This window comes from Paenibacillus montaniterrae, assembly GCF_018403185.1.
GTDB lineage: Bacteria > Bacillota > Bacilli > Paenibacillales > Paenibacillaceae > Pristimantibacillus > Pristimantibacillus montaniterrae.
Genome location: NZ_BOSE01000008.1, coordinates 157,017 through 182,678, shown reverse-complemented (window position 1 = coordinate 182,678; position 25,662 = coordinate 157,017). Strand labels below are relative to the sequence as shown.

Below are 25,662 nucleotides of genomic sequence, written 5' to 3'. Positions count from 1 at the left end.
AGGCGGTTTGCGGGATGGATTACAAATCAAGCACGGGCACTGGCCCGTCCAGCCAGTTCAATTGGCTATCCACCATGAATTGAACCGTCCAATGATGCTCCGCAGCGTACCAGTTATGGAATTCTACTATGCTCTTGTACAGCTTCTCAACGGCTTCCGGCGTTCGTTTCTCAAGTACCAGATCGATGTCGGTCATTAAGTCTTTCGGCTTGCTCGGAACCTCCTGCAAAGCCTTCAGGAACCACTTGTAGGATGGGAACAGTATTTCATTGTATGCCAATATCAGCCTTCCTGCGAAAAATAGATACTGGGTTAGACTATGGTCAATCAATAAACGATTGTCGCGTTTCAACCCTTCGTAGTAGTACCATTTCCAGGTTTCAAATTGAGCATAGAACTTTTGCATGTTCTCCTCTTTTTTATCTACCGGATATTTTGCTGCGGCAGTGACTAACTGCTGCAGCCCGTCAATGTTGGAGTAGGTAAGAAATGCATCCTGAAAAGCAAATTTCGCCGGCTCACTCCCGAACTCTGCAACTTGCTTAATGAAGGAGGGCGATATAATTTTGCCATCCACATACCCACCCTCATAAGCGCAGGCTTCCGTTTCAAAGTAGCCCAAATTATAGGTTGATCGGGAGCGTGCATAGTCCTCGTCGGAGTAGACGATCATAATATCGATGTCTGACGATTCATTGGCGAAGCCATGCGCCACAGAACCTCCAATAATAACTCCTTGAACTTCTGGTCTGATCTTCAACTTGTCGGTAATAGCGTTAATGGCAATTTGATGATGTGGATACATTTGACCAACTCCATAAATGGATTTCAATTCGTTCCTTAATTTATTTTCCTTCGATTGCTTTAACAGTTTCCCCTTCAATGAATTCAGGCTGATAGATGGTGCTTGCAGGCAGATCCTTTTTGCCCTGCAGCCGCTTAATGATCCAGTCCGCTGCATCGCGACCCATCTGTTCTTGCGGGTGTGTAAGAGTAGTTAGCTTAATGTTCGCGTTTTTGGCGATATACGAATTGTCCTGACCGATGATCGACAGCTGCTCAGGTACCGAGATTCCCAGCTTCCTGCATACCTGCACGACCTCTAGGCCAACCTCGTCGTTGTAGCATACTAATGCGGTTAATCCGTCAAGATGATCACTAAGATATGCTTCCAGGTTAACGGACAAATCAGGCTTCGTCGCGGTATCGAACGAAAGCACATGCTCTGGCTGGAACTTTAATCTGGCTTCCCCAAGTGCTTTGATGAATCCTTTCATGCGATACTTCCCTTGCAAATCATCCATTTTTGCGATAATTCCGATCTGAGTATGTCCTTTCGCGATTAGCTCACTCGTTGCCAAATAGCTGGACTGCACATCATCGAGACAGAAGAATGGAACCTCCAGCTCCTCGTAATAGGCATTGATCATGACGAACGGGACATCCTGCTCTTGAAACGCTAAATAGTACGCAATATTGGGATTGTAAACATTGCTTCTGGTAGGCTCGACTATCATTCCATCCAAGCCGTAGGACAGCATCATTTCCAGCGCCTTCTTTTCTTGTACGACATCATTATTGGTGCTTGCCAGCAGCAAGGAATAGTTGTCTTCGTTTAACCGACTTTCAATGCCGCGAATGATCGAAGGGAAGATATAGTCGGAAATATAGGTCGTGATCACGCCGATCGTTTTATTCGTTGTTTTTCCAGTCGATCTGCTTCTGTACTGGCTGCTGACGTACGTGCCGGAGCCCTTCTCGCTTCTTAAAAACCCCTCATTCGATAGCTCCAGAATCGCTTTGCGAACGGTTTGACGGCTTACATTGTAAATTTCCTGCAGCGCAAACTCCGATGGAATCTGCTCGCCTGCCTTATACGCTCCCGATAAAATATTGCTTTTTATTTCATCAATGATGACCTGGTATTTTGGCTTCACATCGTCCACTTCTTTCATCATGTTCATAAAGTTGTACGTATATATTCTAGCATTAATTTCAAAATTTGAAAAACATAGCGTCAATTATTGTCGAAAGCAGCAAGTTGTACGGTACGTTTAACCGTAAGGGAGCCCGGGTTTCAAGCTAAATTGCAGCAATTATATATGTAAGTATAACTACTATATGATATTGACAAATGTACGTACAAAAAATTATACTGAAATTGTTATGAAGGGAAGCGCCTTCTTTAGATGAAAATGATAGGTTTCCGAGTTAAAACAGCGAACAGAAAGGGGACATGTATCATTATGAATCATACTGACTTGAAAGATGCGATAACTAGAGGAGAAACATCGCTAGGCATCGAGTTTGGATCTACGCGGATTAAGGCAGTGCTGATTGATCGTCATTTCAATACGATTGCATCTGGAAGCTTCGAATGGGAAAACCAATTGAAGGATGGATATTGGACCTACGATCAGGAGACGATTATAGCCGGCCTTCAAGCTGCTTATCGAGAAATGAAGCAGGAAGTGGAAAGCAAATACGGTGTCATCCTCCGCACAATCGGCTCGATCGGATTCTCTGCGATGATGCACGGATATATGGCTTTTGACAGCCAGGGTAAATTGCTGGTGCCATTCCGCACCTGGCGCAATGCGACGACTGGTGCAGCAGCAAGGAAATTAACGGACTTATTTCAATTCAATATACCGGAGCGCTGGAGCATCGCTCATTTGTATCAGGCAATTTTGAATGAAGAGGAGCATGTGCCGCGCATCGATTATGTGACCACGCTAGCCGGATACATCCATTGGCTATTGACCGGCAATAAAGCGATTGGCATCGGAGATGCATCCGGCATATTCCCGATTGATGAAACGACGCATAACTACCATCCTGCGATGGTCAAGCAATTCGACGAGCTGATTGCCGAGAAAGGCTACCCGTGGAAGCTTGAGGAGCTTCTTCCTAAAGTATATCTTTCCGGCCAGCATGCCGGCGAGCTGACGGAAGCGGGAGCTGGTATATTGGACCCGCAGCAGGATCTTGCTGCTGGCATTCCGCTCTGCCCGCCTGAAGGTGATGCGGGTACGGGCATGGTGGCGACGAACAGCGTCAGAAAGCGCACGGGCAACATCTCCGTCGGGACTTCTGTTTTTGCGATGATTGTATTGGAGAAGGAATTGTCCAAGGTGTATCCAGAGATCGACATGGTTACAACTCCAAGCGGCAGTCCAGTCGCTATGGTGCATGCGAACAACTGCTCAAGCGACCTTAACGCATGGATGGATTTATTCCGTGAGTTTTCCGAGGCAATGGGCTTAGGAGCCGATTCTGGCAAGCTGTTCAGCGTACTGTTGAACAAGGCGCTTGAGGCCGATCCTGATGGCGGAGGACTGCTGAGCTACGGTTATTTGTCGGGCGAGAATATTACGGGACTTGAGCAAGGCCGTCCGTTGTTCGTTCGCTCACCTGAAAGCAGATTTAACCTTGCCAACTTTATGCGGACGCATCTGTTCACAGCATTCGGCGCGCTGAAGATCGGGATGGACATCTTGACCGAGAATGAGCATGTGGCGATTGATAGCATACTAGCTCACGGGGGACTGTTCAAAACGCCAGTTGTCGGACAGAAAATGCTGGCTGCTGCGCTGAACGTGCCTGTGTCGGTGATGACTACAGCCGGAGAAGGCGGAGCATGGGGAATGGCGCTGCTCGCATCTTATATGATCAACAAGGATCAAGCAGAAAGCCTGGACGATTTCCTTGCGCAGAAGGTATTCCAGGATGTTGCGGGTGAAGAAATTACCCCGGATCCAGTAGATGTTAACGGCTTTGAAGCATTTATTGAACGGTATCGGGCAGGGCTGGCCATTGAACAGGCTGCTGTAGACCATTTGCTTGAGAACGGGAGGGCTTAACAATGTTGGAACAACTGAAGGAAGAAGTTTATGAAGCGAATCTGGAGCTGCCAAAGCACGGACTTGTTAAATTCACATGGGGCAATGCAAGCGGCATCGATCGGGACAGCGGACTTTTCGTGATTAAACCGAGCGGTGTAAGCTATGAGACGATGAAGCCAAGCGATATGGTAGTAGTCGATCTCGATGGCAATGTTGTAGAGGGAGATTTGCGACCGTCCTCCGACACGGCAACGCATGCTGTACTGTACAAGCATTATCCAGAGATTGGCGGCATCGTGCATACGCACTCGACCTGGGCAACGATCTGGGCGCAAGCAGGACTTGATGTTCCGGTAATGGGAACGACGCATGCTGATACCTTCTATGGTGCTGTTCCATGCGCTCGCTTTCTTACCCAGGAGGAGATCGACCGGGGGTATGAGGTCGAAACAGGGCATGTCATCATTGAAACGTTCGAGAAACGAGGTCTTGATGTGATGGCGATTCCGGCAGTTCTGCTGCAGGGACATGCGCCTTTCACATGGGGAAAAGATGTGAAGTCAGCGGTCGTTAACAGCGTTGTGCTGGAAGAGGTATGCAAAATGAATTTGTATGCGCGTCAGCTAAACCATTTTGCCAAAGAACTGCCGCAGGGCATTCTGGATAAACATTATCTTCGCAAGCACGGAAAAGATGCTTATTACGGGCAAAAGTAATTGTCATCAACCCATATCCATTCAAAATGAGGAGGATTCATATGTCAACAGCTACTAAACAGTTTTGGTTCGTTGTAGGTTCGCAGCATTTGTACGGGGAAGAAGCGCTAGCAGAAGTAAAGGCTCACGCACAGACGATGACGGATGCCTTGAATAACAGCGGTGTGCTGCCATATCCGCTTGTTCTTCAGGATTTGGCTGTCAGCGCGGATAAAATTACGAGCATTATGAAAGAGGTCAACTATCGCGACGAGGTAGCAGGCGTCATCACTTGGATGCACACATTCTCTCCTGCGAAAATGTGGATTCGCGGCACTAAATTGCTGCAGAAGCCGTTGCTGCACCTGGCTACTCAATACAATGAAAGCATTCCTTGGGCAACGATTGACATGGATTTCATGAATTTGAATCAGGCCGCTCACGGTGACCGCGAATACGGCTTCATTAATGCTCGCTTGAACAAACAAAACAAAATCGTGGTAGGCTACTGGGAGCGCCCAGAGGTACAGCAGCAAATTGCGGATTGGATGGACGTTGCGGTTGCTTACAATGAAAGCTTCAATATTAAAGTAGCGCGCTTTGGCGACAATATGCGCAATGTTGGCGTAACCGAAGGCGATAAGGTTGAAGCGCAAATTCAATTTGGCTGGACCGTTGATTATTACGGCATTGGCGATCTTGTACAATATGTGAATGCTGTTACAGAGCAGGAAATCGATCAGTTGATGGCCCAGTATGCGGAGCTTTACGATTTCGAATACGGCGCGAACAGCAAGGAAGCTTGGGAAGCCAGCGTCAGAATTCAAGCTAGCTATGAAATTGCGCTAAAACGTTTCCTGGATGAGAAGGGCTATAATGCCTTCACGACAAACTTTGAAGATTTGCATGGCATGAAGCAGCTTCCGGGCCTTGCTGTACAGCGTCTAATGGCACAAGGCTACGGCTTTGCAGGCGAAGGCGACTGGAAAACAGCGGCGCTTGATCGCTTGCTGAAGGTGATGAGCCGCAATCAAAACACTGGCTTTATGGAGGATTACACCTACGAAATGGCGGCTGGTCAGGAAGCGATTCTGCAATCTCATATGCTTGAGGTAGATCCGTCCCTGGCAAGCAATAAGCCGAAAATTGTTGTATCTCCGCTTGGCATTGGTGATCGTGAAGATCCGGCGCGTCTTGTGTTCGACGGCAAAGCTGGCGAAGGTGTAGTTGTATCGATGGCTGACTTCGGCACTCATTACAAATTACTTATTAACGAGGTCTCTGCGTTTGAGCCAACCGTTCCGGCTCCTAAGCTTCCTGTTGCACGCGTGCTTTGGAAAGTGAAGCCGAACTTCCAGGATGGAGTGAAAGCCTGGATCGAGAATGGCGGCGGTCACCATACGGTCGTTTCCTTGAACTTGACAACAGACCAAATCGTGACGTACGCGAAGCTCGTTAACCTGGAATATGTCGTTATTAAATAATACTCGCTGATAGTTTGTCAGCAATATATGAGCCTTAAAGAGGGTGTGAGCTCGATCTTTGATCGAATTTACACCCTCTACTTTTTTAACTTCAGTCGTAAATATGGAGTCTGCATCATATCCATAAAATGTGACATTTTATGATTGCCTTATGTAAGAGCAAGTTTCTTGGAACAGCTTGATGTCAATTGGGGCGAGTGAAAATGAACGCTTTAGCCGCATCGCAGTTCCGAGAGCTATTTTGATGTAAGGGAGAATGGGATATGACGACAGAAAACGATGATTCGCAGGCTCTACAGGATAGCGGCCCTACTGGTCCGACGGGCCCAACAGGACCAAGAGGCTTAAATGGACAAAATGGCTTTAATGGCGAGCCGGGAGCAACCGGCCCAACAGGATCAGCAGGAGCAACGGGCTCAACAGGATCAGCAGGAGCAACTGGTCCAACAGGCCCGGCAGGAGCAACTGGTCCTTCAGGAAGTGGTTCGGTGGGCCCGACAGGAGATACGGGTCCAACGGGCCCAACGGGAGAAACAGGCCCGACAGGAGATACGGGCCCGGCAGGTCCAACAGGGGATACGGGACAAACTGGTGCGACAGGTCCGCAGGGTGCTACTGGTCCAACGGGTACATTTGGAATGGGAACCTATTATGAAACTACTGGACAAACCTGGGGATCGAATATCGAGGACATCGTCATTTCGAGTCAAATTTTAAATCTATCTCCAGGTAGCTACAGGTATGAAATGTTCAGTAATGTGACGATAACAGGCAATGGAAATCAGTACAGTGGATATTTCAGCGTATATAACTCAACCACATATATCAACTCCTATTTTGCTTCAATACCTAATTACACCAATCCAGTTACGATTCCTTTCTATTTTACGAGCTATTATAGTACACAATCTGCAACCCAAATCAAAGTTAGTCTTAGTTTGTACTGGGATAATAATGCGTATGGTGCTGTGACTGCCATGGATATCGAAAATGTTCTGATAGTTGTGACTCCGATTAATTTTGTTCCTGCATCATCATAAAGGCACTCGTCGTCGCTTGCAGTTGGTATAGCTCTTCACTCGATTACATTTGGGTGGAGAGCTTTTTCATTGCTTGTGCTTGAACATTAAATTAATGTAAAGTGTGGGCAGATGAATTGACAATGTCGGGAATTTATTTTATTTTTAATTGACTGGTTATTCAATCAAAAGGAGCTGCGCGCTAATGCCAAGGTCTAGGGAGCAAAATTTAGAAATCCGGAATCAAAGAAGCGAGGATATTTTACATGCTGCCTTAAATGTGTTTTCAAGACGGGGAATGGTGGCGACAAAGATAAGTGATATTGCCAAGGAAGCTCATTTAAGCCACGGACTCGTCTATCATTATTTTGCATCGAAGGAAGAAATATTTACGCGTTTAGTTCGCAGAGCGGCAGACAGCTCGGTGCAAATTATAGAACAGTCGCAGCTGCAAGCCGGAACGCCACTTGCAAAAATTAAATGGATGACAGAGCAAATTTTCCAAAGCTTTTCTGAAGGGCAGTATATCTTATTGTTTTTAATTATGATTCAAGCTAGCACCTCTGATGCTGTGCCAGACGAAGTGAAGCAGCTGCTAAGCTCACCGGAGTTCAAATCACCCGTAAGCTGTCTCGTTCCTCTAATTGTGGAAGGACAGCAACGCCAGGAAATTATTCAACAGGACCCGGTTCAATTAGCGGTTGCTTATTATGCCTTCATTCAAGGTCTTGCCATTAATAAATTGCAATGGCCTCAAGCTCCGGTGCCAGATGCAGAGCTGATAATAAAAATGTTCAAATAATGATCAGGGAAGAGGAATGGGATGAGGATACAAACTCGAGATAAAGCATTTTGGAGCGTGCTCGCTTCGCCATTTGTCATTATAGGGCTAGGCTTTTTAACCGCTACAGCCTTTAACGCTTTGATTGAAGGCTGGGCTTGGGTGCCGCTTGCAATCGTATACTGGAGCTCGATGGGCTATTGTATTTGGAGGTTTAAGGGTGACAAGCCTCTAGCTCATTGGTTGAAAAAATCAAGGAAAGCCCCTGTGTGGATAACGATCACATTGCTGCTTGGCATGTTTCCTTTAACGATTCTAGTGATGAACTATCATTTGTTTGACTCCGTTTGGTTAGTAGTATTTTGGCTTTTATTCGCACTCATTAATCCCTTGCTTGAGGAGTATTACTGGCGCGGCATTTTATTGGATAGGCTGCTCCTTAAATTTCCTCAATGGGCTGCTGTTTTGTTTACAACAATACTTTTTATGATCAGCCATCCGCTAATGTGGGGCGTTTTTTCAGCAGCCAACAGATCCTATCATTTGTATATCTTTTTATTTGTGGCGGGGATCGTCTGGGCAATCACTTATTTAAAAACGAAAAGCTTGCGTTATGTTGTGCTGTCGCATTTTATTGTCGATATCGGCAATTTGACGGTTTTAACGTTTTTGAATATTTACGTGCCGCCTGCAATGTAGCAAAGCTTGCGCTGGATCAAAAAAGAAATGGTTGCAATTGTCAAGCTCATTCACTAAAATGTAAGTATCCACTTGCATGCAAAGGATGAAGACAATGGATGATACCAGGAAAAAAATAATCGAGGCGACTGTCTCTTTATTTGTTTCAAAAGGCTTTAAAGGTACAACGACAAAAGAGATCGCAATTGCATCAGGAGTTAATGAAGTAACGATCTTTAGACATTTCGGCAGCAAACAAGGATTATTTGAAGCGGTTGTGGACAGCATGACGTTTCAAACCGTATATGACGAACGTTTTTTGAGTGAGCTTTCATGGGATTTGGAGAAGGATTTATGTTTAATCGCTAAAACGTATCAAGAAAGGCTTGATTCCATTCGCGACATCGTGTTGATCGGCTTTCGTGAGGCTGGCAATTATCCAGAGCTGAATGAGCTTATATCCAAGTTTCCGCAATCCTTCAAAAGCGTCGTTTATAATTACTTGGCAGAAATGAGACAGAAAAATAAAATTGTCGATGTCAATATTGAGCTGCAAGCGATGAATTTTGTATGGCTTAACTTTGGCTACTTCATTTCAAAGGCAAGGTTTGGTCAGCAGCTCATAGCAGTTGACCAGGATGAATTTTTACAGCAAAGCACGTTTCTTTTTGCTAGAGGCTTAAAGCCCTAGCAAAAAATTTTATACTAAATGCAAGCAAGTACTTGCTTTAATAAAAAGGAGGAAATTAGCATGAACACATTTAAATCATTTTTTAAGTCCAATCTAACCTTTGTCGGAATTGGCGTTGCATTTACTTTTTTGCTCATTTTTTTCACAGTATGGTTAACTGCTTATGATGGCGTTACCGATCGCATGAATAATTTGAAGGTAGGAGTTGTAAATGATGACGCTTCGTTTAATTCCAGCCTGCTTACAGAGAGCTTGCCCTTCACAACAACAACAATTGCTCAACAAAGCGATGGAACCGAACAGCTAAATAAACGAGAGCTTGATATGCTGATTGTCGTTCCACAAAGCTTTACAGAAGACATTGCAGCAAATACAGCTGTGATGACATACTATATCAATCAAGCGAGCCCTTCGTTATCCAAACAAATAATGGAGAATGCAGCGAAGGAGGCTACAGCAAAGATTAATGAGCAAGTGTTTGCTATGAAAAAAGAGCAAGTCATCAATGCTCCAGAGGCGTATATAAAGGATGGCGTACAATCGCTATCGATGCAAGGCGTGCAGCCGGAAATCATCAAGCTAAATCAAACAGAAGGCTTCGCTGCCTCGATGATACCGCTTCTGGTGGTGCTCGCATCGTTTGTAGGAAGCATGCTTATGAGTATGAATTTATTTCAAGCAAGTCAAAAGCTCGCGCCGTTCCATAACAAATGGTCGATATTATTTTCCCGCTTTTTGATTCAATTCATCGTTTCTGTGCTTCTTTCCGCACTAACGATCAGCTTGCTGTTGCTTTTTAAGTTTGAGCTGCATGTAAGTGTATGGGAAGGCTTTATGTTCCAAGTTTTAGTATACTTGGCGTTTTTATGTTTAACTCAAATGTTCACTGTCGTATTCGGCTTGGCTGGTATGCTCTTCAATATTGTTAGTCTTTCCATTCAGCTTGTAACGGCAGGTGTTATCGTTCCTCGAGCGCTATTATCGGATTTTTATCAATCCTTAAGCAATATTTTCCCGGCAACCTACGGCGCCAGCGGTTATTTTTCCATTATTTATGGCGGCACGAACGTAACTGGAGAAATGAAAATGTTAGCGGCAATTATCCTTATTACATTTAGTGTGACTGTACTTAGAGCAGCGCTATCCAAAAGCAAAGAGAAAATGACAGTGAGCTAAACCGCACAAAAACGAAGAGCCTGAGAGAACCTGAGTCTCAAGGGCTCTTAGCCATCGTCAATCACATTGCTTATTCTGCGGAATCAATCGGTAGTTTTTTGATAGGTGTATAAATGTAGTTGGCTGCTTCAAGTTGATAGCATTCCATTGCACAGAAAAACATTCTATGCTATAATAGTATTTTACTGTTATATATATCTGTTACGTTTATTAGGGCTTAAGCTTACATAAACTGAAGATTAACATGAAAATTGATTATCTGAAATATAATAATGCGGCTGTGAAACTCAGATAGAATTGTAAATTGAACTATGCTCCTGTTAGGGATGCATACCTAATGAAGGGCTGTTCAATTTAAGTGGAATATGAATATACATGTAGTACGATGGTGTGTAGTATTACGATATAAGCTTATGAAATATTATGTTAATGATGTTTGTCGAGTGTGCACAAGCGGCGAACAAGGGAAACCGGATGTATCTAACAGATCAAGGCATGAAAGAATTGTTGAATCTCTTTTTGGTGACTGATACGCTCTCACTTTAGAGATGAATGAACAATTTGCCGTGTACAGATTTGTAAGTGGAGCCACTATAGAGTGGTGACTGTTTCGAGAGGTAGGGCGAAACCGAAGGACTTTTTTGCCTTAAAACATGCTACGGGCTGTTCAGAATCAGTGAAAACTGACGACTGAACAGCCCGTTTTTATTGAATACTATAGCTGTTTGTAATCTCGGACGATCGTTTCAATTACATTTTCCCCCCAGATTGAAGGTTCTGTGTCCTTCTCGTTCCGATCATAAGTAATAAGTGCCTTCCACAAGGCCCAGCCTCGTGCACGATTAATAGTATCTTTATCAAAATTCATAAGTTTCAAGAAGATTTTACGGCTTGTGTCGTCAAAAAAATTCCAAGCCATAACAAGATCGCACGCAGGATCGCCTACGCCCATAGTTCCGAAATCAATGACACCGCACAAACGTCCCTCTCTCACAAGCAGATTGCCTACTGCAACATCACCATGCAACCACAGCGGCTCCGCCTGGTATTTTGTCGCAAGAGCAAGCTCCCATATTTCAGTAAGCAGCTTTTGATCGTTTGCGTTGGAAAGCTTTTCGATGATCGACCTTGTTTCCTGGTCATAAACAGCAAGATTTCCTCCGCGATGAAAGTTCTGAACCCCTGCTGGTATGCCGCAGCTTGCGTCGATTGCCTGCAACTCCTTTAAAAATTTCGCAAGATCTTCAGCAAATTCGTTTAAGTCGCGTATGTTGTCACGTGTAACAGTGGTGCCCTCGATCCATTGGTTGACGGACCATGGAAGAGGATAGTCGTCCGCCGGCTTCCCTTTTGCGACGGGGAACGGAATTGGCAGGGAGAGTAAAGGCTTGAAAATAGGAAGCCAAGTTAACTCCTTCTCGATAGCTGAGGCATACCTTTCATGACTCGGCAGGCGGACGGTCATCTCGTTGCCCAACCGATAGGTGCGGTTATCATGGCCGTTTTTTTCTACAGGTCTTATGTCCAGATTTCTCCATTCCGGGAATTGGCTATCAATTAATCGGCGTACCAGTTCATCCGTAATTTCGATCATTGACTCAACTTCCTTCTGATGAATGTGCTGTTCTTGTTCTTTCCGCCAGCTTAGTAATTGATTCAATGTCCTGCGCGGTTAATTGATCAAGAAAATGTTTGCGTATTGCCTGGGAGACGACAGGGCGTGCTTCATCAAGTATTGATTGTCCAGCGGAAGTGATCACGACTTGAATACCGCGATCTGACTGTAAAGGCTTCCTCATTACAAGGCCGCGTTTTTCCATCCGTGTCAGATGATGCGACAAGCGGCTTTTATCCCAGTCCATTGAATCCGCCAGCTCCTGCTGCCGCAAGCTGCCATTTCCTAAAAGGGCTAGCCGATCCAATACTCCATAGTCACCCTCTGATAGCCCTGTTTGCTCAGTCATTTCTTTAATTACGCGACCAAAGATGCTCTGAAAAGAGCCTTTCCACATATGCCATATTTGCATTTCCTCTTTAGTTAACTCGTTTTTATCCATAGGCCAATCATATCATAGTTGACATATCAACCACAATAAGTTACAGTAGTTCAAGGTTGATATATCAACCAAAAGTTTTACGAGACCAAATTAAAGTAAAAAGGAAGAGAGGAACTTATATGATGGATATAAAAATGAATGTGCCTGCTTCAATCATTTCAGTGAAGCCAATAGGATTGCCAGCGGAGAAAGAACGTGGTGAGGAGTTGCAAGTGCGAGTGACTGCGCCGGTGATCGGGCAGGATTTGCCTATCATTGTGTTTTCGCATGGTTTTGGCTGGTCGATGGATGGTTATGCTCCGTTGGTTGACTTCTGGGCCGCTCACGGCTTCGTAGTTATTCAACCGACCCATCTCGATTCAAGAACGTTGAACATTCCATCTGAAGACCCTCGCACGCCGTTGATCTGGCGCATGCGAGTCGACGATTTGAAGCTTATCCTCGACCAGTTGGAGCTCATTGAAGCTTCCGTTCCCGGCCTTCGCGGGCGTCTCGATCGGGAACGCATTGCTGTAGCCGGACACTCTTGGGGCGGCCAGACAGCAAGCATGCTGCTGGGAGCGCGGGTTCTTGACGCCTATGGCGAACCAGGACAAGACATGTCCGATCCGCGGATTAAAGCGGGAGTATTGCTTGCCACAACCGGAAGCGGCGGAGCTGATCTAACACCGTTCGCGGCCGAGCATTTTCCGTTCATGAACCCAAGCTTTGCAAATATGAGCACGCCAGCTCTCGTAGTTGCAGGAGACCATGACCAGTCTCTGCTGTCCACCCGGGGACCGGACTGGTTTACCGATCCGTACGTTCTAAGTCCGGGAGAAAAAAGTCTATTGACTCTGTTTGGGGCAGAGCACTCGCTTGGAGGAATTTCCGGCTATGAGGTCAAGGAAACAACCGATGAAAACCCTGAACGGGTCAAGCTGCTGCAGAAGCTGACCGCAGCTTATTTACGCACCGCGCTAGGCCTCGACGCTTCCAGCTGGCCGTCAGCACAAGCTGCTCTAAAAGAGAGTGCCAATCCGCCAGGCCGCATCGAATCCAAATAATGCCCGACTTTGATGACGATGGAATTGCGTAGGTGGATTCTCGACGTCGAAGCTTGCGCGCTAGCTTCTTAGTCCTGACCTCAAAAAAAGCACCAGCGGAGGAGCAAAGCATCCGAAAAACGCAGTGAGTCGCCTTTAACATCGTAATGCTACCATAAAAAATTCAAATAAGAGCATTACGATTTAAAAAGCGACTGGAGGATGCTTTGCTCCGGAGCGCTGAAAAACGCCCGAGGAGCCAGAACAATTAGGTGGAGCTTCTTGCAATTAATTCGGTTGGCAGCAGCACGCGTCTCGGCGGAAGCTCATCGCCGTTAATGCGGGCAAGCAGAAGCTCGACCGCTACTTTTCCAATTTCCTTTGCCGGAATATGAATGGTGGATAGCGGTGGCGAGCAGTATCTGGACATTTCAATATTGGACAAGCCGATAATGGCAACCTCATCAGGCACAGAGATTCCTTTATTGTAAAGCGCGCTAAGTGCAGCCATAGCCATCAGGTCACTTGCAACAAAGAAGGCCGTAGGATAATGCTGCGCATCAATGAGCTGATTAATCCGCTCGATGACTATGCTTTCATCCCACATGCAATCAATCACCCATTGCGGGTCAACCTCAAGATTTGCTGCATGCATGGCGGCGTAATAGCCGCGATAGCGCTCGCTGTAACGAATATTCCCCTGTAAGCCGCTTCCGCCAATAAAGCCAATCTTTTTATGCCCCTTCCCAATAAGATGCTCAACGGCGATCGCAGATACGTGATGGTGATCGTACCCGATATTATCAATTTCCAAGCGCCCGGTATCAATTCCCACAATATGCGGCACACGCTGTCTTAAGTAATCATACGTTTCCGTATGCAGAGATTCCATAAGAATCAAGCCTGATATTGGCTCATTGAACGTGTTAAACAACACTTTTTGATCTCCTAACTCATGTCCCGTCTTAATAAATGCAATATCATGCCCTTTGCTCAGAAGCTGTTCCTCTGCTCCCGACAGGATGGCCATAAAGTAAGGATCATTATATTTATCCTTCGTTACACTAAGCACACAACCAATTTTTATATCACTATTAACAGCTGCAGCTGGGCTTTGTCGTTTGGCGTTGGAGCTAAGCTTGTAGTTTAGCTTCGTAACAGCCTCCCAAACCTTAGCTCGTGTTTCATCGGTTATTTTGTAGGTAGAGTCATTATTTAAAACTCTCGAAACCGTAGCAGCTGAAACATTAGCGAGCTTGGCTACATCTCTAATTGTACTCATGAATTTTCATTTCTTCCTTTCCCACTATGAGCGGCTATTACTTATAGTATACCATGAATCACGAGTTTACGAAACGATAAACAATAAAAGAAACAAACGTGCAACTTGTTTCGTGAAATTGAAATGCAACTAAAAACAAAGTCAATTCGCACAGAAAAAACACGGAGTCAGCAAGCAAAAATATAGAAAAAAGCAATGTATATGTCATATATAGTTACATCAATGCGTCATTTTAAAAAATGACAACGCTTCACAATTTTTTTCTCACTAAAAATGTATTGAAATATGCCATAAAAGTGATATAATTACGAAATAAGGTTTAGTAAACAAACGAAATAAAATAACGAAACATAATTGAGGGTGTTGGTCGAAAGGAGTATGTATTTTGAAAAAAGCCGTCACAGTATTTCCTCCACGCATTGATCAATGGTTTACCAATCCAGGCATTGGATTTACTGCTGCTCAAGCCTTAATGGACGCACCAGCGGAAATTCGCGACACGAAGGGCCGGCTTGTAGAGCCGTATCGCTTCACCCCAATCAGCAAAACATGGAATCATCCTGACAGCAAGCTTGTTTTTTTCAGTGTGCGCTGGCGAGATATCGAGCCGATCAAAGGGGACTACAGGTGGGAATTGATTGAGCAGAAGCTTTCGGCAGCACGCAGCCAAGGCTGTACTGCAATCGTACGATGCTCGCCTTATGCGCTGCAGCTTGAGGATGATATCCCTCAGTGGCTGCGCGACATGTATCCAGAGGAGCCATCCTTTCCGTTTTGGCGGATTGATCCGAATACGACGCCATATGCAGATTACTGGGCTGAATTTATTCGAGCATTTGCCGAGAAATTTGATGGCCATCCCGTTATTAGCTCGATCGACCTTACAATAGTTGGCGCGTGGGGAGAAGGCGGCGGAACGGAGTTTATGAATCCGGATGCGATTTCGAAAATCGTCGATGCGTATATGGATGGATTCAAGCTGACGCCACTGCAATCCTTGCTGCATGATCCAATGTCCAGTCAAATCCTGCTGTCAAAGAAAAGGAATGTTGGATTCCGCGTCGATTGCCTCGGCGACATGGGAGGCTTTCACGGAAAGCGCTGGTCGCATATGACGGACTTCTATCCGCAAAACATTCAAAATTTCGGCATGAGTGAAGCGTGGAAGAAGGCCCCAATCGTATTCGAGGCTTGCTGGCACATGCAGGACTGGTACGACCAGGGCTGGGATATTGAGTACATTATTGAGGAATCGTTAAAGTGGCATATTTCTTCTTTTAACAGCAAGGCAACAGTTGTGCCAAAGCCGTGGCAGCCAGCAGTAGAAAACTGGTTAAAACGAATGGGCTATCGTTTTGAGCTTCGCAAATTTGTATTCGATTCGTTGGTGACCGCTGGAGAAGCCTTAAAGGTGATGGGGCTATGGGCCAATGTAGGAGTGGCTCCGATCTACAACCGCTATCCACTCGTTGTGCGATTAGTTGGAGAAAACGCGCAATATGTATTCCGCAGTCAGCAGGATATTCGTCAGTGGCTGCCCGAGGAGGACGTGTGGTGGGAGGAAAGCTTCGCGCTTCCTGATCACCTTGAGCCAGGAACCTACGAAATTCAAATTGGTATTGAAACGGAAATAGAAGAGGTTGGAAATGTAAGGCTTGCTATAGAGGGTTGGAAAGACGGCTACTATCCAATGGGACACATTGTTATCGAGAGAGGATTGGATTAAATGATCAGCAGAAAACCTGATTACGAGCACTGTATCGCACATTGTCAATTTGATTATGTTCCAGAAGGGCTGGAGCAAAGATATCAGTCTTATGAACCAGGTTCAGACAGACAATTCATTTCAAGAAGCTTTTTGGAAAGTGTTTTTACCAAGTATGCCGTGCCGGAGTTTGCAAGACGCGAATTACTGCAAAGCATCGAGGAAATTGAAAAGGATGACATTCTGTTGTTGTTTAGTCAGTTTCTAATTGAGCAAATGTGCACAGCAAGAGAAAACTGCGACGAAATCGACTACAGGCCGATGCAGCCGCAATGCATGGAAAAGGGGGAGCGCTATACATTTTTGTTGCTGCTGGCCTGTATTGAGCCTTCACAGCGACGCATGGCTGCTCGCGGCATCCCTTCTTCCTACTTTGCGGATATTCCGGGCAACTTTCTTTCGCCACAGCTTGATCGATTTGTGCGCTATGGAGATGCCACGGTGAAGGATTTTCCGTGGGAGCTTAATTTTTATACGCAGTCGATTTTCTTGCTTGATCGGTTTTACTTTATTCCGCACATCTTTAGCAGCGAGATTAACGTGTATCGCCACCGTCAGTCAGGCGAGGTGCTGGCACTGCATCATGAAGGCGCCAACGTGCGCAAGGACGGTCAGTTTGACGGGGTCAATGGAGTGTTTGATCCAACTGGCAGCTTTACAACACAATGGGTCGAGCATAACGGAGAAATTACCGCTAACCGCATTAATCCGCTCGGTTTTATTGAGAGCAAGCCAACCACGATCAAGGTCGATGAATGGGAGCTTGTGCTGCAGCCTGGCGATCGGATGCTGGCGCTGCATATTCCATCTGGTCCCGGATATACGACTGAACGACTGCAAAGCTCGATGAAGCTGGCGTTATCGTTTTACACTACGTATTTTCCAGAGCAACAGCTTCGCGGATTTTGGAGTGAAAGCTGGCTGTATGATGGCCGCTTAAGCCTTTGTCTGGATGAAAAGAAAAGTAATATCGTAAGCGTACAGCGTCAGTTTTACAACTATCCAGTTGCTGGAGGAGACAGCATGCTCCATCATGAGCTTTTTGGTGATCGCAATGCTGATCCGTTAACCTTTGAGCCCAAAACCTCGCTACAGCGTGCAGTCATTGAGCAGTACAAGGCAGGAGCGCGCTTCCATACAACAGGCATGTTCGTGCTGTCTGAGGAGCTCGAGCGAATCGGCAATGACCCATATCTGAACGGCAAGGATATAGCGGACTTTCTGAAAATAATGACGATTACGTTTTAAGGAGGGGAGAATGCGATGCACAATTGCTTTGCATTGGATCAATATGAGGCATATGAGACGATTGTTGCGCGTCCACAGCTAATAAAGGGCAATATCTACCCACAAAGCTACCAGCTTATCAAGCTAAAGTGGAAGGATGTTGAGCCAGAGCGCAGCAGCTATCAGCTGGACGTCATCGAGCAGCAGCTCGCGGCGGCGGCCCAGCATCCCTATCTCGTGCTATGGCTTGAGCCGGGTCAACCAGACTGGGTAGAGCAGGATCATAACAGCGCCCATTTCGCTGCATTTATTCGCAAAGTTGGCAGTGCCTATGGGGAGGATGCTCGCCTATTTGCAGTGGTTGCAACGATGCTTGGGAGCACGACTGATGAATGGGAAGCTTATGCTGACTCCTTTCAAGCGCCTTATCTACTGGCAAATGTGCAAGACAGCGCGTTTATCCAACAAATGCGCGCGCAAAAGCGTTCCTTTGGCTTATGGCTGACTGCAACAGAGGACAACTGGCTGGCGTGCAGCGAGCAGATTGCCAAGCAGCGCTTGGGTTCAATTTGGAAGGAGCAGCCTGTGCTGCTTGCAGTGCCCGAGCAAAAATGGGGCGAAGAATTGCGTAATGAAGCGAAAAGATGGCATGTTGCGCTTTGCGGCGATGCCGATGCTTCCTTGGGAGCTCGATTAGCTTTGCGGCGCGTTACATTTCCGGCAATCGCTTATGCCGGCGGCCACTTTCCATTACGACTTTGGTTTGTAAATGACGGAAGCGCTAAGTTTTATCGGCCATTCAAACTATGGCTTCGATTGCATAATGAGCAGGAAAACGTTGTTATGGCGCTGCAAGCTGATACGTCCTCATGGCTAACGGGAGATTTGGTGCACAATGAACTGCTATGTCTGCCTGATCTGCCTTCAGGAACATATGAGGTTGCGATTGGCGTGACATACGACGACGGCGCTGCCGTGAACATGTACATTCAAGAACAGGATGAGGACGGCTTTTATCATGCAGGACAAATAACGATTGCATATTCGGAGGATGATCCATATCGAGACATATGGAAGTCCTATTATCCGGAAGGATATTACCCGTTAGAAGATCCGCAGGTTCCGGAGTAACACTCCGACTTGTTTCACAGCAAATAATTCATCTTGGAGAAGGTTGGAGGGAATATTTTGAAGCTAGTATTAATCGGTGCAGGACAAAGAGGAATGATTTATGCAGGCTATTCAGATCCTAGAGTGGAGATTGTCGCTGTTGTAGAGCCGCATGAGCAGCGGAGAAAGGTAGCAGCGGAGCAGTTCAATATTCCGCCTGAGCGTCAGTTCGAGTCGGTAAAGCAATGGGCAGGGCTGGAGAAGATGGCGGACGCGGTCATCATTGCTTCGATGGACCTTGACCACTATGAGGCGTCGATGCTCGCCCTTGATTTAGGCTATGACATTCTGCTTGAGAAGCCAATTTCTCCAAGCCCTGAGGAATGTGTAGCGATTCAGCAGAAGGCCAATGCACTAGGGCGCGAGGTTATTGTATGTCACGTGCTGCGCTACACGCAGTTTTTCTCGGAAATTAAAAAAATTATCGACAGCGGCACGCTGGGCAAGGTTATTACGATTCAACATAATGAAAACATTGGCAATTTCCATATGGCGCATTCCTTTGTGCGCGGAAATTGGCGCAGAGCGGACCTTGCCAGCCCGATCATTATGCAAAAGTCCTGCCACGACATGGATATTTTGTCCTGGCTGGTCGGCAGCAATGCGAAGCGTATTTCTTCCTACGGCGATCTCACCTTCTTTAAAGAGGAAAATGCGCCTAAAGGCAGTACAGAGCGCTGCATAGACTGTCCGGTTGCAGCAGACTGCAGATTCGATGCGCGCAAGGCGTATTTGCCAATTCGCGGTCAATGGCCGGCAACGGTTATCGGACACGATCAAACCGAGGAAGGACTGTTGAAGGCATTGGAAACGAGCCAGTATGGTCGCTGTGTTTTCCGCACAGACAATGATGTGTGCGACCACCAGGTTTCCATTATCGAATTTGAAAATGGTGTAACGGTAACCTTTAATTTAAGCGGCTTTACGAACAAAATGTATCGCACGCTCAAAATTATGTGCGAGCATGGTGAAATTCGCGCAGATGATAGTGCGAACGTTATTGAAATTACAAGATTTGCTTCCAACATGGTTGATGGCATTCAGCAAGAGGTGATTCGCCCAGCTATTGTTTCAGGAGGGCATAATGGCGGAGATGCCGGCTTGATGGCTGACTTCCTCGATCGTATGGACCCTGTCGATGGCAAGCAGAAGAAGGAAGACAGTCGCTCGTCGATCGACCATTCAGTAGAAAGTCACATCATGGCCTACGCTGCAGAGCAAGCGAGATTGAGCGGCGAGATCGTTGATATCAATCAACTTAAGCAGGAATTGCTGAGCAAGCTTCCAGCAAATTCAATGCTGGTGTAGGGAGGTAGAGAGGTTATGAACTCCGGAATCGACGGTACACGTATCCAGGAGCTGAAGCCGATCAAAAAAGGGTTTTTATATGAAATAAAGCGGCATCGAGTTTTGTATTTAATGAGCGTGCCAGCAGTGATATTGCTGCTTATGTTCAGCTATATTCCGTTTGCCGGAGTGTGGATGGCATTTACAGAATTTAATGTTGTCGATGGCATATTTGGCAGTCCTTTTGTCGGGTTAACTAACTTTGAATACTTTTTTTCCGAGCACAGCATGGGCTGGCAGGTTACCTACAATACGCTAGTTATAAACTTTTACACGATTATTTTGGGCACGGTAGTTCCCGTTGCGATTGCCGTCCTGCTTAACGAAATTCGCAGCATGACCTTTAAAAAGCTGACGCAAAGCATGATGTTTTTCCCGTATTTTATTTCCTGGGTTGTCGTAGGCGCGATTGTTTACGGTGTATTTTCAACAGATGTAGGGGTAGCGAATAAGGTTTTGCAGTTTTTTGGCTTTGAGCCGATTCGCTGGTACTCCGAGCCGCAATATTGGAAGCCTATTATTATACTGGCAAGCGTTTGGAAATTTAGTGGCTACAGCTCCATTGTATATATGGCGGCTATGTCCAACTTTGATCAAAGCTTATATGAATCTGCAAAGGTTGATGGAGCAAGCAAGCTGCAGCAAATTTTCTATCTGACCATTCCAATGCTGAAGCCAACCATTGTCGTATTGACGCTGCTCAGCGTAGGACGAATTTTTTACGGCGATTTCGGTATGATCTACGGTATTGTCGGTGATAATCCAGTGTTGAGCGGAGAGGTATCCGTCATTGATACCTACGTGTATCAGTCGATGCGCACGCTTGGATTTTCTTATTCGACTGCAGTTGGCTTAATGCAATCGGTTATGGGACTCATTCTTGTAACCGCGGCAAACTATTTTGCTAAAAAAATCAACGACGGAGAGGGTCTTTTTTAATGAAACTAAAAAGTTCGTTAGGGGATAGATGGGTCGTTGTGTTTGCTTATTGCTTTATCGCAATATTTGCTTTGATATGCTTATATCCATTTTTGCTGACCATCAGTGTTTCATTCTCTTCGGAAAGCGCGATTGCAAGAAATGGATATGCACTTTTGCCACAGCTTCCTACCTTAGACACATATCGATACATTTTTGTAAATAGCGGTGCTTCGATTTTGCGTTCGTACGGGGTGACGTTCTTCATTACCACAGTCGGGACTGCAGGAGCGCTGCTCATAACGAGCATGCTGGCATTTGCCATTTCGATCAAGAAGCTGAGATACCGCAATGTATTGGCGTTTATCTCAAACTTCACGATCATCTTTTCTGCAGGCTTGATTCCATGGTACATGGTCAGTGTCAATTATTACGGCTTGAAAAATACGATTTGGGCAATGATTTTGCCGGCTATGCTTAATGTGTGGAACATGTTTTTAATGAGAACATACTTCTCGGCTATTTCTCCTTCATTATATGAAGCTGCAGAAATTGACGGCGCCAACTACTTCAAAATTTTTTGGAGCATCGCCATGCCGCTTAGCAAAACCCCGCTGTTAACAGTTGGCCTTATGTATGCATTAGCGTATTGGAACGACTGGTGGCATGCGCTAATCTTCGTTAATAAAAAGGATCTGTTTCCTTTGCAATACTACTTATACAACATCTTGTCCAATGTGAATGCGATAAGCTCTGGCCGCATACCTTCGGGCGCGTCCGGCAGCATTACGCTTCCTGCCGAAACCGTTAAAATGGCCGTTACGATTATTACGATCGGTCCAATCATGTTCTTATATCCGTTCATTCAACGGTATTTTGTTCAAGGGATAATGGCAGGGGCTGTTAAGGAGTAGGTTTATAGCCTGTAAGAGGAGGGGCTGTCCGAAAGATGATGGTCTCGCCCGCTTACAGGCATCACATAAACAATCTAATCGTGTAGGAGGATACTTGGAAATGAGAAAAAAGAATGCAATGGTCTTGTTAGCACTCGTTTTATTGCTCGTATTGTCCGCTTGTAGTTCCAGTAATTCAGGGGGTAATGCTGAGGGGGAAAAGCAGAAATTAGAAAAAATAACGATTTTGTACCCGGGTGAGGAAACTGAACGCTTTTCTGAATTTTTGAACAATGAGTTTAAACAACGAATGGCAGACGATTTGAGCCTGGAGGTTGAAGTTGTTTTTGTACCGTGGGCTCAATATTGGGAGCAGAAGGATATTATGCTCGCAGCAAACGAACCAATTGATTTGTACTGGGATGGCTTGCCTGATCTATCCACAATGGTCAATAAAAAGCAAGCGCAGCCGCTTGATGAGCTAATCGAAACGTACGGTCAAGATATGTTGAAGGTATTGCCTAAGGAACAGCTTCAAGGTGCAGTCATTGACGGACAAATTTATGGTATCCCGTCTGCTTATGCGCCATCCTCAGCGATGTATCAGCTCGTTACGGTACGTCAGGATTTAATGGATAAGGTTGGCATGACAGACCTTAATACACCAGAGGATTTAAAGGAATTTGCGACCAAGGTTTCGGAACAGTTTCCTGAATACAAAGGCCCTGCGGACGTTATTTTCAAGCCTCTTACACGTTATTTTGCAGATGAGCAATATTTCTGGATTGCCGCAGAGGATCTAGTTGTATATGGACCGGATAGCAAAAAAGCAATTAGCTACTTTGAGACCGAAGCATTCCAGGAAGTAGCCAAATTTAACCGAAGCATGTATGATGCAGGCTTATATACAGAGGATTTAACGATCAAATACAATGAACGCGACTCACGCATGCAGACCGGATTGTACCTTTGGGTAGAAGGCTCACTGGGCAAAGAGATGGAAATCGCTTCAGCAGTAAAAGCTAATGCGCCAGATGCTGTATTGAAATCATACCTGCTGGCAGATGATAAGCCGCGCTATATTACGTCAACGGGCGGCGAGGTGCTTAGTGTGCCTGTAACTGCACCTAACCCGGAAGGAGCCATCAAATTTGTAAACTGGCTGTATAAAAGCCAGGAAAACTACTTATTTGCTCTTTATGGCGTAGAAGGCAAAGATTACGAGCTAGTTGACGGACGCATCAAAAAGCTGGCGAATACCGAATTCTTCTATGAGTGGATGTTCCGCAATCAAAACTATCAATTATTCGCTCCAGAAGCTTTGCAAGAAGACATTGACAACTATAAATCATGGGACAACGATGCCATTGTCTCAGATGCGCTTGGCTTCCGCTTCAATAACGAAAAAGTGAAAATGATTGAAACGGCACTGAAGGAAGTAGTAGGCAAGCAGCTCGCACCAATTCGCGACGGCTTTGTTGACTTTGAAACCTCATATCCAAAGGCGATCGAAAATTTGAAAGCTGCAGGCATTGACGAATACGTAGCAGAGGTTCAAAGGCAACTGGATGAGTTTTTAGCAAGCAAAAAATAATTAAAAAGACTCGGATGAAATGTAAAGCAGACAAAAACATCCTGCTATACAACATCCGAGTTTTTTATACTTCTTGCAACCCAGGCTTTCAGGACCAAGAAGCTTGGACGCTAGTAGAAAACGAGGAGCGCAGCGTAGAGCAGAAGCTACGTGAGCACCTCCAATGTTTCCGCAGGAAACATACTCCGGAAGCATAATCTTTCGCTAGCGTTCAAGATTCGACGTCGAGTTAACTACGAAGCAACACATCGTCATCAAAGTCTGGAGCCTACAGGACCCTGGATAGCTTGCGGTACTCCGTCGGCGCTATCCCTTCGTACTTTTTGAACAATCGACTGAAGTAGTGGATGCCTGCATAGCCGAGCTGTTCTCCGATTCTCTCAATGGAAAGATCCGTTTCCCGCAGCAAGCGTCTTGCTTCTCGATGACGAATCGTTTGCACATAAGCGTGAGGCGGTAGTCCTGTCAACTCGCGGAACAGCTTGGCAGCATGGTCAATGCTTAAGCCTAACTGCTTCGCTACGTATTTATTGGTCCAATCCAATGCGTATTCTGTTTCCATTTGCGCAATCAGCTTTAGCAGCTTGCGATGATGCTGCGAAGGAGCATCCTCATAGCGAAGCCGAGATTGGCGCAGCAGCATCACTAAAATATGGAGCATAAGGGACCTGCACATCAATTCATAGCCAGCAGGACGCGCAGCAAATTCCTCGGTCAGCTGTTCCATGAATTGCACGCAGGCTGCTGGCGGGGTATAGACAACCTGCTGGGACAGAGCGGGAAAAGGCTCCCATATAGGCTCAACGGCAAAGGCTTCCGCAGCAGGGCTGGGCTGATCTACGACAATATCATCTTCCTTTTGCACCTCTATATCATTAAGAAAATCAAAATGGATCCCTAAAAAATGTGTGCTTGGCTCTGATACAGCTTCATTTTGATGCAGTACACCAGCAGGGATGAACAACAACTGACCTTGCTGTGCGAGATGACGCTGGCCATTTATCGTGGTCGCTGCTGTTCCGCGATAGACATAAAGCAATTCAAAATCATAGATTCTTCTGGCTGGCAGAGCACCAGTATTCAACAATTGATGCTGCGCATAATGAATGGAAGGAGACCAGCTCGAAAAGGGAATTTTCTTCCTTACAGGGAACGTTTGCTCAATTTCAGACATGATAACTGCCTCCTGCCAACATGTGATCGAATCTATAACGGAAATGTGCAAATAATATCTTTTCTAGCTAAAGAATTAAAAGAGAAACTCTTTTAATATATAGGTATTATTACATTTCTAAAAAACAAGTTCAACAAAGGAAATTTACAAATTTAGCAGCGGATTTGAAAGGAGGCGATGCTTTGCCCCCAATGTATGAGTGCCCTCACGTATTGTTTTCAGATGAACAGCAGCTCATTGACCATATTCAATGGGAGCACTGTCCATCTGTACAGCTGGTTGATACAGTGACGGGCCTGGCACCAAAGGAACAAACAGAAGTAAAGGCATGCTGGAGCTCAGAAGCATTGTACATCCGCTTCGAGTGCACCGATCATTATGTAAAGTCTGACTATACCAAGCGAGATGATCCTTTATACGAGCAGGATGTAATTGAAGTATTCATTGATCTTGCTGGCGATGGCAAGCAATATATCGAGCTTGAAGTAAGTCCGCATAATGTAGTCTTCGATGCAAAAATTACAGGAGCGCAGGGCAAGTCACATATTGTTGTTGACACTGCCTGGGATATCGAAGGTCTATACACAGCAGTGAAGCCGTTTGAGCATTCGCAGCAGCCGGGAAATATTTATTTGCTAAAGCTGCCAACAGCAGCACTGGGGAAGACTGCTCGAGCAGGTGATGCATGGCGAATCAATTTTTATCGCATTGATCAGGATGAATCTGGACAGAGACAGTTTCAGGCATGGAGTCCAACTGGGGAAGTTAATTATCATAAGCCGAACCTATTCGGAACACTACTCTTTAGATAGGAATTTCAAAAACACGACTTTGATGACGA

23 protein-coding genes are annotated in these 25,662 nt (G+C 45.6%); 17 read left to right on the top strand and 6 right to left on the bottom strand.

The window, feature by feature from the left end; translation table 11 throughout:
- Positions 1-19: 19 nt before the first annotated feature.
- Entirely contained in the window at positions 20-805 is a 786-nt protein-coding gene (locus tag KJS52_RS19695; RefSeq protein WP_213518620.1) for a nucleotidyltransferase domain-containing protein, read from the bottom strand.
- A 40-nt stretch (positions 806-845) separates the two neighbouring features.
- Positions 846-1,937 (bottom strand): GntR family transcriptional regulator, encoded by a 1,092-nt coding sequence (locus KJS52_RS19690; protein ID WP_213518897.1) that lies wholly within the window; start codon positions 1,935-1,937, stop codon positions 846-848.
- A 309-nt stretch (positions 1,938-2,246) separates the two neighbouring features.
- On the opposite strand from KJS52_RS19690, the gene KJS52_RS19685 reads away from it, so the two are divergent.
- From KJS52_RS19685 to KJS52_RS19650, 8 genes are all read left to right on the top strand, one after another.
- Positions 2,247-3,863: a xylulokinase gene (locus KJS52_RS19685; protein ID WP_213518618.1), complete on the top strand. Its 1,617-nt coding sequence runs from the start codon at positions 2,247-2,249 to the stop codon at positions 3,861-3,863.
- 2 nt (positions 3,864-3,865) lie between these two features.
- The gene (locus tag KJS52_RS19680) at positions 3,866-4,561 is read left to right on the top strand and encodes an L-ribulose-5-phosphate 4-epimerase (protein WP_213518616.1); all 696 of its coding nucleotides are present in this window, start codon (positions 3,866-3,868) and stop codon (positions 4,559-4,561) included.
- Positions 4,562-4,602: 41 nt separating this feature from the next.
- On the top strand, positions 4,603-6,024 hold the full coding sequence (gene araA, locus KJS52_RS19675) for an L-arabinose isomerase (protein ID WP_213518614.1): 1,422 nt from the start codon (positions 4,603-4,605) through the stop codon (positions 6,022-6,024).
- 263 nt (positions 6,025-6,287) lie between these two features.
- Complete coding sequence (locus KJS52_RS27540; RefSeq protein WP_246563777.1) at positions 6,288-7,064, top strand: collagen-like domain-containing protein; 777 nt, start codon at positions 6,288-6,290, stop codon at positions 7,062-7,064.
- A 184-nt stretch (positions 7,065-7,248) separates the two neighbouring features.
- The gene (locus KJS52_RS19665; protein ID WP_213518612.1) at positions 7,249-7,845 is read left to right on the top strand and encodes a TetR/AcrR family transcriptional regulator; all 597 of its coding nucleotides are present in this window, start codon (positions 7,249-7,251) and stop codon (positions 7,843-7,845) included.
- Positions 7,846-7,866: 21 nt separating this feature from the next.
- Positions 7,867-8,523 carry a CPBP family intramembrane glutamic endopeptidase gene (locus KJS52_RS19660; RefSeq protein WP_213518610.1) on the top strand — a complete coding sequence of 219 codons (657 nt, stop codon included), beginning with the start codon at positions 7,867-7,869 and terminating at the stop codon, positions 8,521-8,523.
- A gap of 94 nt (positions 8,524-8,617) precedes the next feature.
- Positions 8,618-9,193 carry a TetR/AcrR family transcriptional regulator gene (locus KJS52_RS19655; RefSeq protein WP_213518608.1) on the top strand — a complete coding sequence of 192 codons (576 nt, stop codon included), beginning with the start codon at positions 8,618-8,620 and terminating at the stop codon, positions 9,191-9,193.
- A gap of 60 nt (positions 9,194-9,253) precedes the next feature.
- The gene (locus KJS52_RS19650) at positions 9,254-10,369 is read left to right on the top strand and encodes a YhgE/Pip domain-containing protein (RefSeq protein WP_213518606.1); all 1,116 of its coding nucleotides are present in this window, start codon (positions 9,254-9,256) and stop codon (positions 10,367-10,369) included.
- 715 nt (positions 10,370-11,084) lie between these two features.
- Here KJS52_RS19650 and KJS52_RS19645 read toward each other — a convergent pair.
- Both KJS52_RS19645 and KJS52_RS19640 read right to left on the bottom strand, forming a co-directional pair.
- On the bottom strand, positions 11,085-11,963 hold the full coding sequence (locus tag KJS52_RS19645) for an aminoglycoside phosphotransferase family protein (protein WP_213518604.1): 879 nt from the start codon (positions 11,961-11,963) through the stop codon (positions 11,085-11,087).
- Between the two features lie 4 nt (positions 11,964-11,967).
- On the bottom strand, positions 11,968-12,381 hold the full coding sequence (locus KJS52_RS19640; protein ID WP_246563775.1) for a MarR family winged helix-turn-helix transcriptional regulator: 414 nt from the start codon (positions 12,379-12,381) through the stop codon (positions 11,968-11,970).
- Between the two features lie 167 nt (positions 12,382-12,548).
- Between KJS52_RS19640 and KJS52_RS19635 the strand changes: the two genes are divergently transcribed.
- The gene (locus tag KJS52_RS19635) at positions 12,549-13,472 is read left to right on the top strand and encodes an alpha/beta hydrolase family protein (RefSeq protein ID WP_213518601.1); all 924 of its coding nucleotides are present in this window, start codon (positions 12,549-12,551) and stop codon (positions 13,470-13,472) included.
- A 247-nt stretch (positions 13,473-13,719) separates the two neighbouring features.
- On the opposite strand, the gene KJS52_RS19630 is transcribed toward KJS52_RS19635, so the two are convergent.
- On the bottom strand, positions 13,720-14,733 hold the full coding sequence (locus tag KJS52_RS19630) for a LacI family DNA-binding transcriptional regulator (protein WP_213518599.1): 1,014 nt from the start codon (positions 14,731-14,733) through the stop codon (positions 13,720-13,722).
- A 385-nt stretch (positions 14,734-15,118) separates the two neighbouring features.
- On the opposite strand from KJS52_RS19630, the gene KJS52_RS19625 reads away from it, so the two are divergent.
- The 7 genes from KJS52_RS19625 (at position 15,119) to KJS52_RS19595 (ending at position 23,647) form a co-directional block, all read left to right on the top strand.
- The gene (locus tag KJS52_RS19625; protein WP_213518591.1) at positions 15,119-16,459 is read left to right on the top strand and encodes a DUF4832 domain-containing protein; all 1,341 of its coding nucleotides are present in this window, start codon (positions 15,119-15,121) and stop codon (positions 16,457-16,459) included.
- Entirely contained in the window at positions 16,460-17,746 is a 1,287-nt protein-coding gene (locus KJS52_RS19620; protein ID WP_213518589.1) for an acyltransferase domain-containing protein, read from the top strand. It abuts the gene before it with no gap.
- 15 nt (positions 17,747-17,761) lie between these two features.
- Entirely contained in the window at positions 17,762-18,856 is a 1,095-nt protein-coding gene (locus KJS52_RS19615; RefSeq protein WP_213518587.1) for a DUF4832 domain-containing protein, read from the top strand.
- 57 nt (positions 18,857-18,913) lie between these two features.
- A complete protein-coding gene (locus tag KJS52_RS19610) occupies positions 18,914-20,203 on the top strand; it encodes a Gfo/Idh/MocA family protein (RefSeq protein ID WP_213518585.1) in 1,290 nt (429 codons plus the stop codon).
- A 15-nt stretch (positions 20,204-20,218) separates the two neighbouring features.
- Positions 20,219-21,181 carry an ABC transporter permease gene (locus KJS52_RS19605; protein WP_213518583.1) on the top strand — a complete coding sequence of 321 codons (963 nt, stop codon included), beginning with the start codon at positions 20,219-20,221 and terminating at the stop codon, positions 21,179-21,181.
- Complete coding sequence (locus KJS52_RS19600) at positions 21,181-22,074, top strand: carbohydrate ABC transporter permease (protein ID WP_213518581.1); 894 nt, start codon at positions 21,181-21,183, stop codon at positions 22,072-22,074. Before KJS52_RS19605 ends, KJS52_RS19600 begins: the two co-directional genes overlap by 1 nt.
- A 100-nt stretch (positions 22,075-22,174) precedes the next feature.
- On the top strand, positions 22,175-23,647 hold the full coding sequence (locus tag KJS52_RS19595; RefSeq protein ID WP_213518579.1) for an extracellular solute-binding protein: 1,473 nt from the start codon (positions 22,175-22,177) through the stop codon (positions 23,645-23,647).
- 268 nt (positions 23,648-23,915) lie between these two features.
- Here KJS52_RS19595 and KJS52_RS19590 read toward each other — a convergent pair whose 3' ends face one another.
- Positions 23,916-24,821: a helix-turn-helix transcriptional regulator gene (locus KJS52_RS19590; protein WP_213518570.1), complete on the bottom strand. Its 906-nt coding sequence runs from the start codon at positions 24,819-24,821 to the stop codon at positions 23,916-23,918.
- Positions 24,822-25,012: 191 nt separating this feature from the next.
- Between KJS52_RS19590 and KJS52_RS19585 the strand changes: the two genes are divergently transcribed.
- On the top strand, positions 25,013-25,633 hold the full coding sequence (locus KJS52_RS19585; protein WP_246563806.1) for a carbohydrate-binding family 9-like protein: 621 nt from the start codon (positions 25,013-25,015) through the stop codon (positions 25,631-25,633).
- Positions 25,634-25,662: the final 29 nt, after the last annotated feature.

What these genes read in the sequence shown, in the direction of transcription:
- KJS52_RS19660 (WP_213518610.1), top strand. Translation starts at nt 7,867, where the DNA reads ATGAGGATACAAACTCGAGATAAAGCATTTTGGAGCGTGCTCGCTTCG.
- KJS52_RS19650 (WP_213518606.1), top strand. Translation starts at nt 9,254, where the DNA reads ATGAACACATTTAAATCATTTTTTAAGTCCAATCTAACCTTTGTCGGA.
- KJS52_RS27540 (WP_246563777.1), top strand. Translation starts at nt 6,288, where the DNA reads ATGACGACAGAAAACGATGATTCGCAGGCTCTACAGGATAGCGGCCCT.
- KJS52_RS19680 (WP_213518616.1), top strand. Translation starts at nt 3,866, where the DNA reads ATGTTGGAACAACTGAAGGAAGAAGTTTATGAAGCGAATCTGGAGCTG.
- KJS52_RS19585 (WP_246563806.1), top strand. Translation starts at nt 25,013, where the DNA reads ATGTATGAGTGCCCTCACGTATTGTTTTCAGATGAACAGCAGCTCATT.
- KJS52_RS19665 (WP_213518612.1), top strand. Translation starts at nt 7,249, where the DNA reads ATGCCAAGGTCTAGGGAGCAAAATTTAGAAATCCGGAATCAAAGAAGC.
- KJS52_RS19595 (WP_213518579.1), top strand. Translation starts at nt 22,175, where the DNA reads ATGAGAAAAAAGAATGCAATGGTCTTGTTAGCACTCGTTTTATTGCTC.
- KJS52_RS19645 (WP_213518604.1), bottom strand. Translation starts at nt 11,963, where the DNA reads ATGATCGAAATTACGGATGAACTGGTACGCCGATTAATTGATAGCCAA.
- KJS52_RS19640 (WP_246563775.1), bottom strand. Translation starts at nt 12,381, where the DNA reads ATGTGGAAAGGCTCTTTTCAGAGCATCTTTGGTCGCGTAATTAAAGAA.
- KJS52_RS19615 (WP_213518587.1), top strand. Translation starts at nt 17,762, where the DNA reads ATGCACAATTGCTTTGCATTGGATCAATATGAGGCATATGAGACGATT.
- KJS52_RS19630 (WP_213518599.1), bottom strand. Translation starts at nt 14,733, where the DNA reads ATGAGTACAATTAGAGATGTAGCCAAGCTCGCTAATGTTTCAGCTGCT.
- KJS52_RS19590 (WP_213518570.1), bottom strand. Translation starts at nt 24,821, where the DNA reads ATGTCTGAAATTGAGCAAACGTTCCCTGTAAGGAAGAAAATTCCCTTT.
- KJS52_RS19655 (WP_213518608.1), top strand. Translation starts at nt 8,618, where the DNA reads ATGGATGATACCAGGAAAAAAATAATCGAGGCGACTGTCTCTTTATTT.
- KJS52_RS19685 (WP_213518618.1), top strand. Translation starts at nt 2,247, where the DNA reads ATGAATCATACTGACTTGAAAGATGCGATAACTAGAGGAGAAACATCG.
- KJS52_RS19635 (WP_213518601.1), top strand. Translation starts at nt 12,549, where the DNA reads ATGGATATAAAAATGAATGTGCCTGCTTCAATCATTTCAGTGAAGCCA.
- araA (WP_213518614.1), top strand. Translation starts at nt 4,603, where the DNA reads ATGTCAACAGCTACTAAACAGTTTTGGTTCGTTGTAGGTTCGCAGCAT.
- KJS52_RS19605 (WP_213518583.1), top strand. Translation starts at nt 20,219, where the DNA reads ATGAACTCCGGAATCGACGGTACACGTATCCAGGAGCTGAAGCCGATC.
- KJS52_RS19620 (WP_213518589.1), top strand. Translation starts at nt 16,460, where the DNA reads ATGATCAGCAGAAAACCTGATTACGAGCACTGTATCGCACATTGTCAA.
- KJS52_RS19600 (WP_213518581.1), top strand. Translation starts at nt 21,181, where the DNA reads ATGAAACTAAAAAGTTCGTTAGGGGATAGATGGGTCGTTGTGTTTGCT.
- KJS52_RS19695 (WP_213518620.1), bottom strand. Translation starts at nt 805, where the DNA reads ATGTATCCACATCATCAAATTGCCATTAACGCTATTACCGACAAGTTG.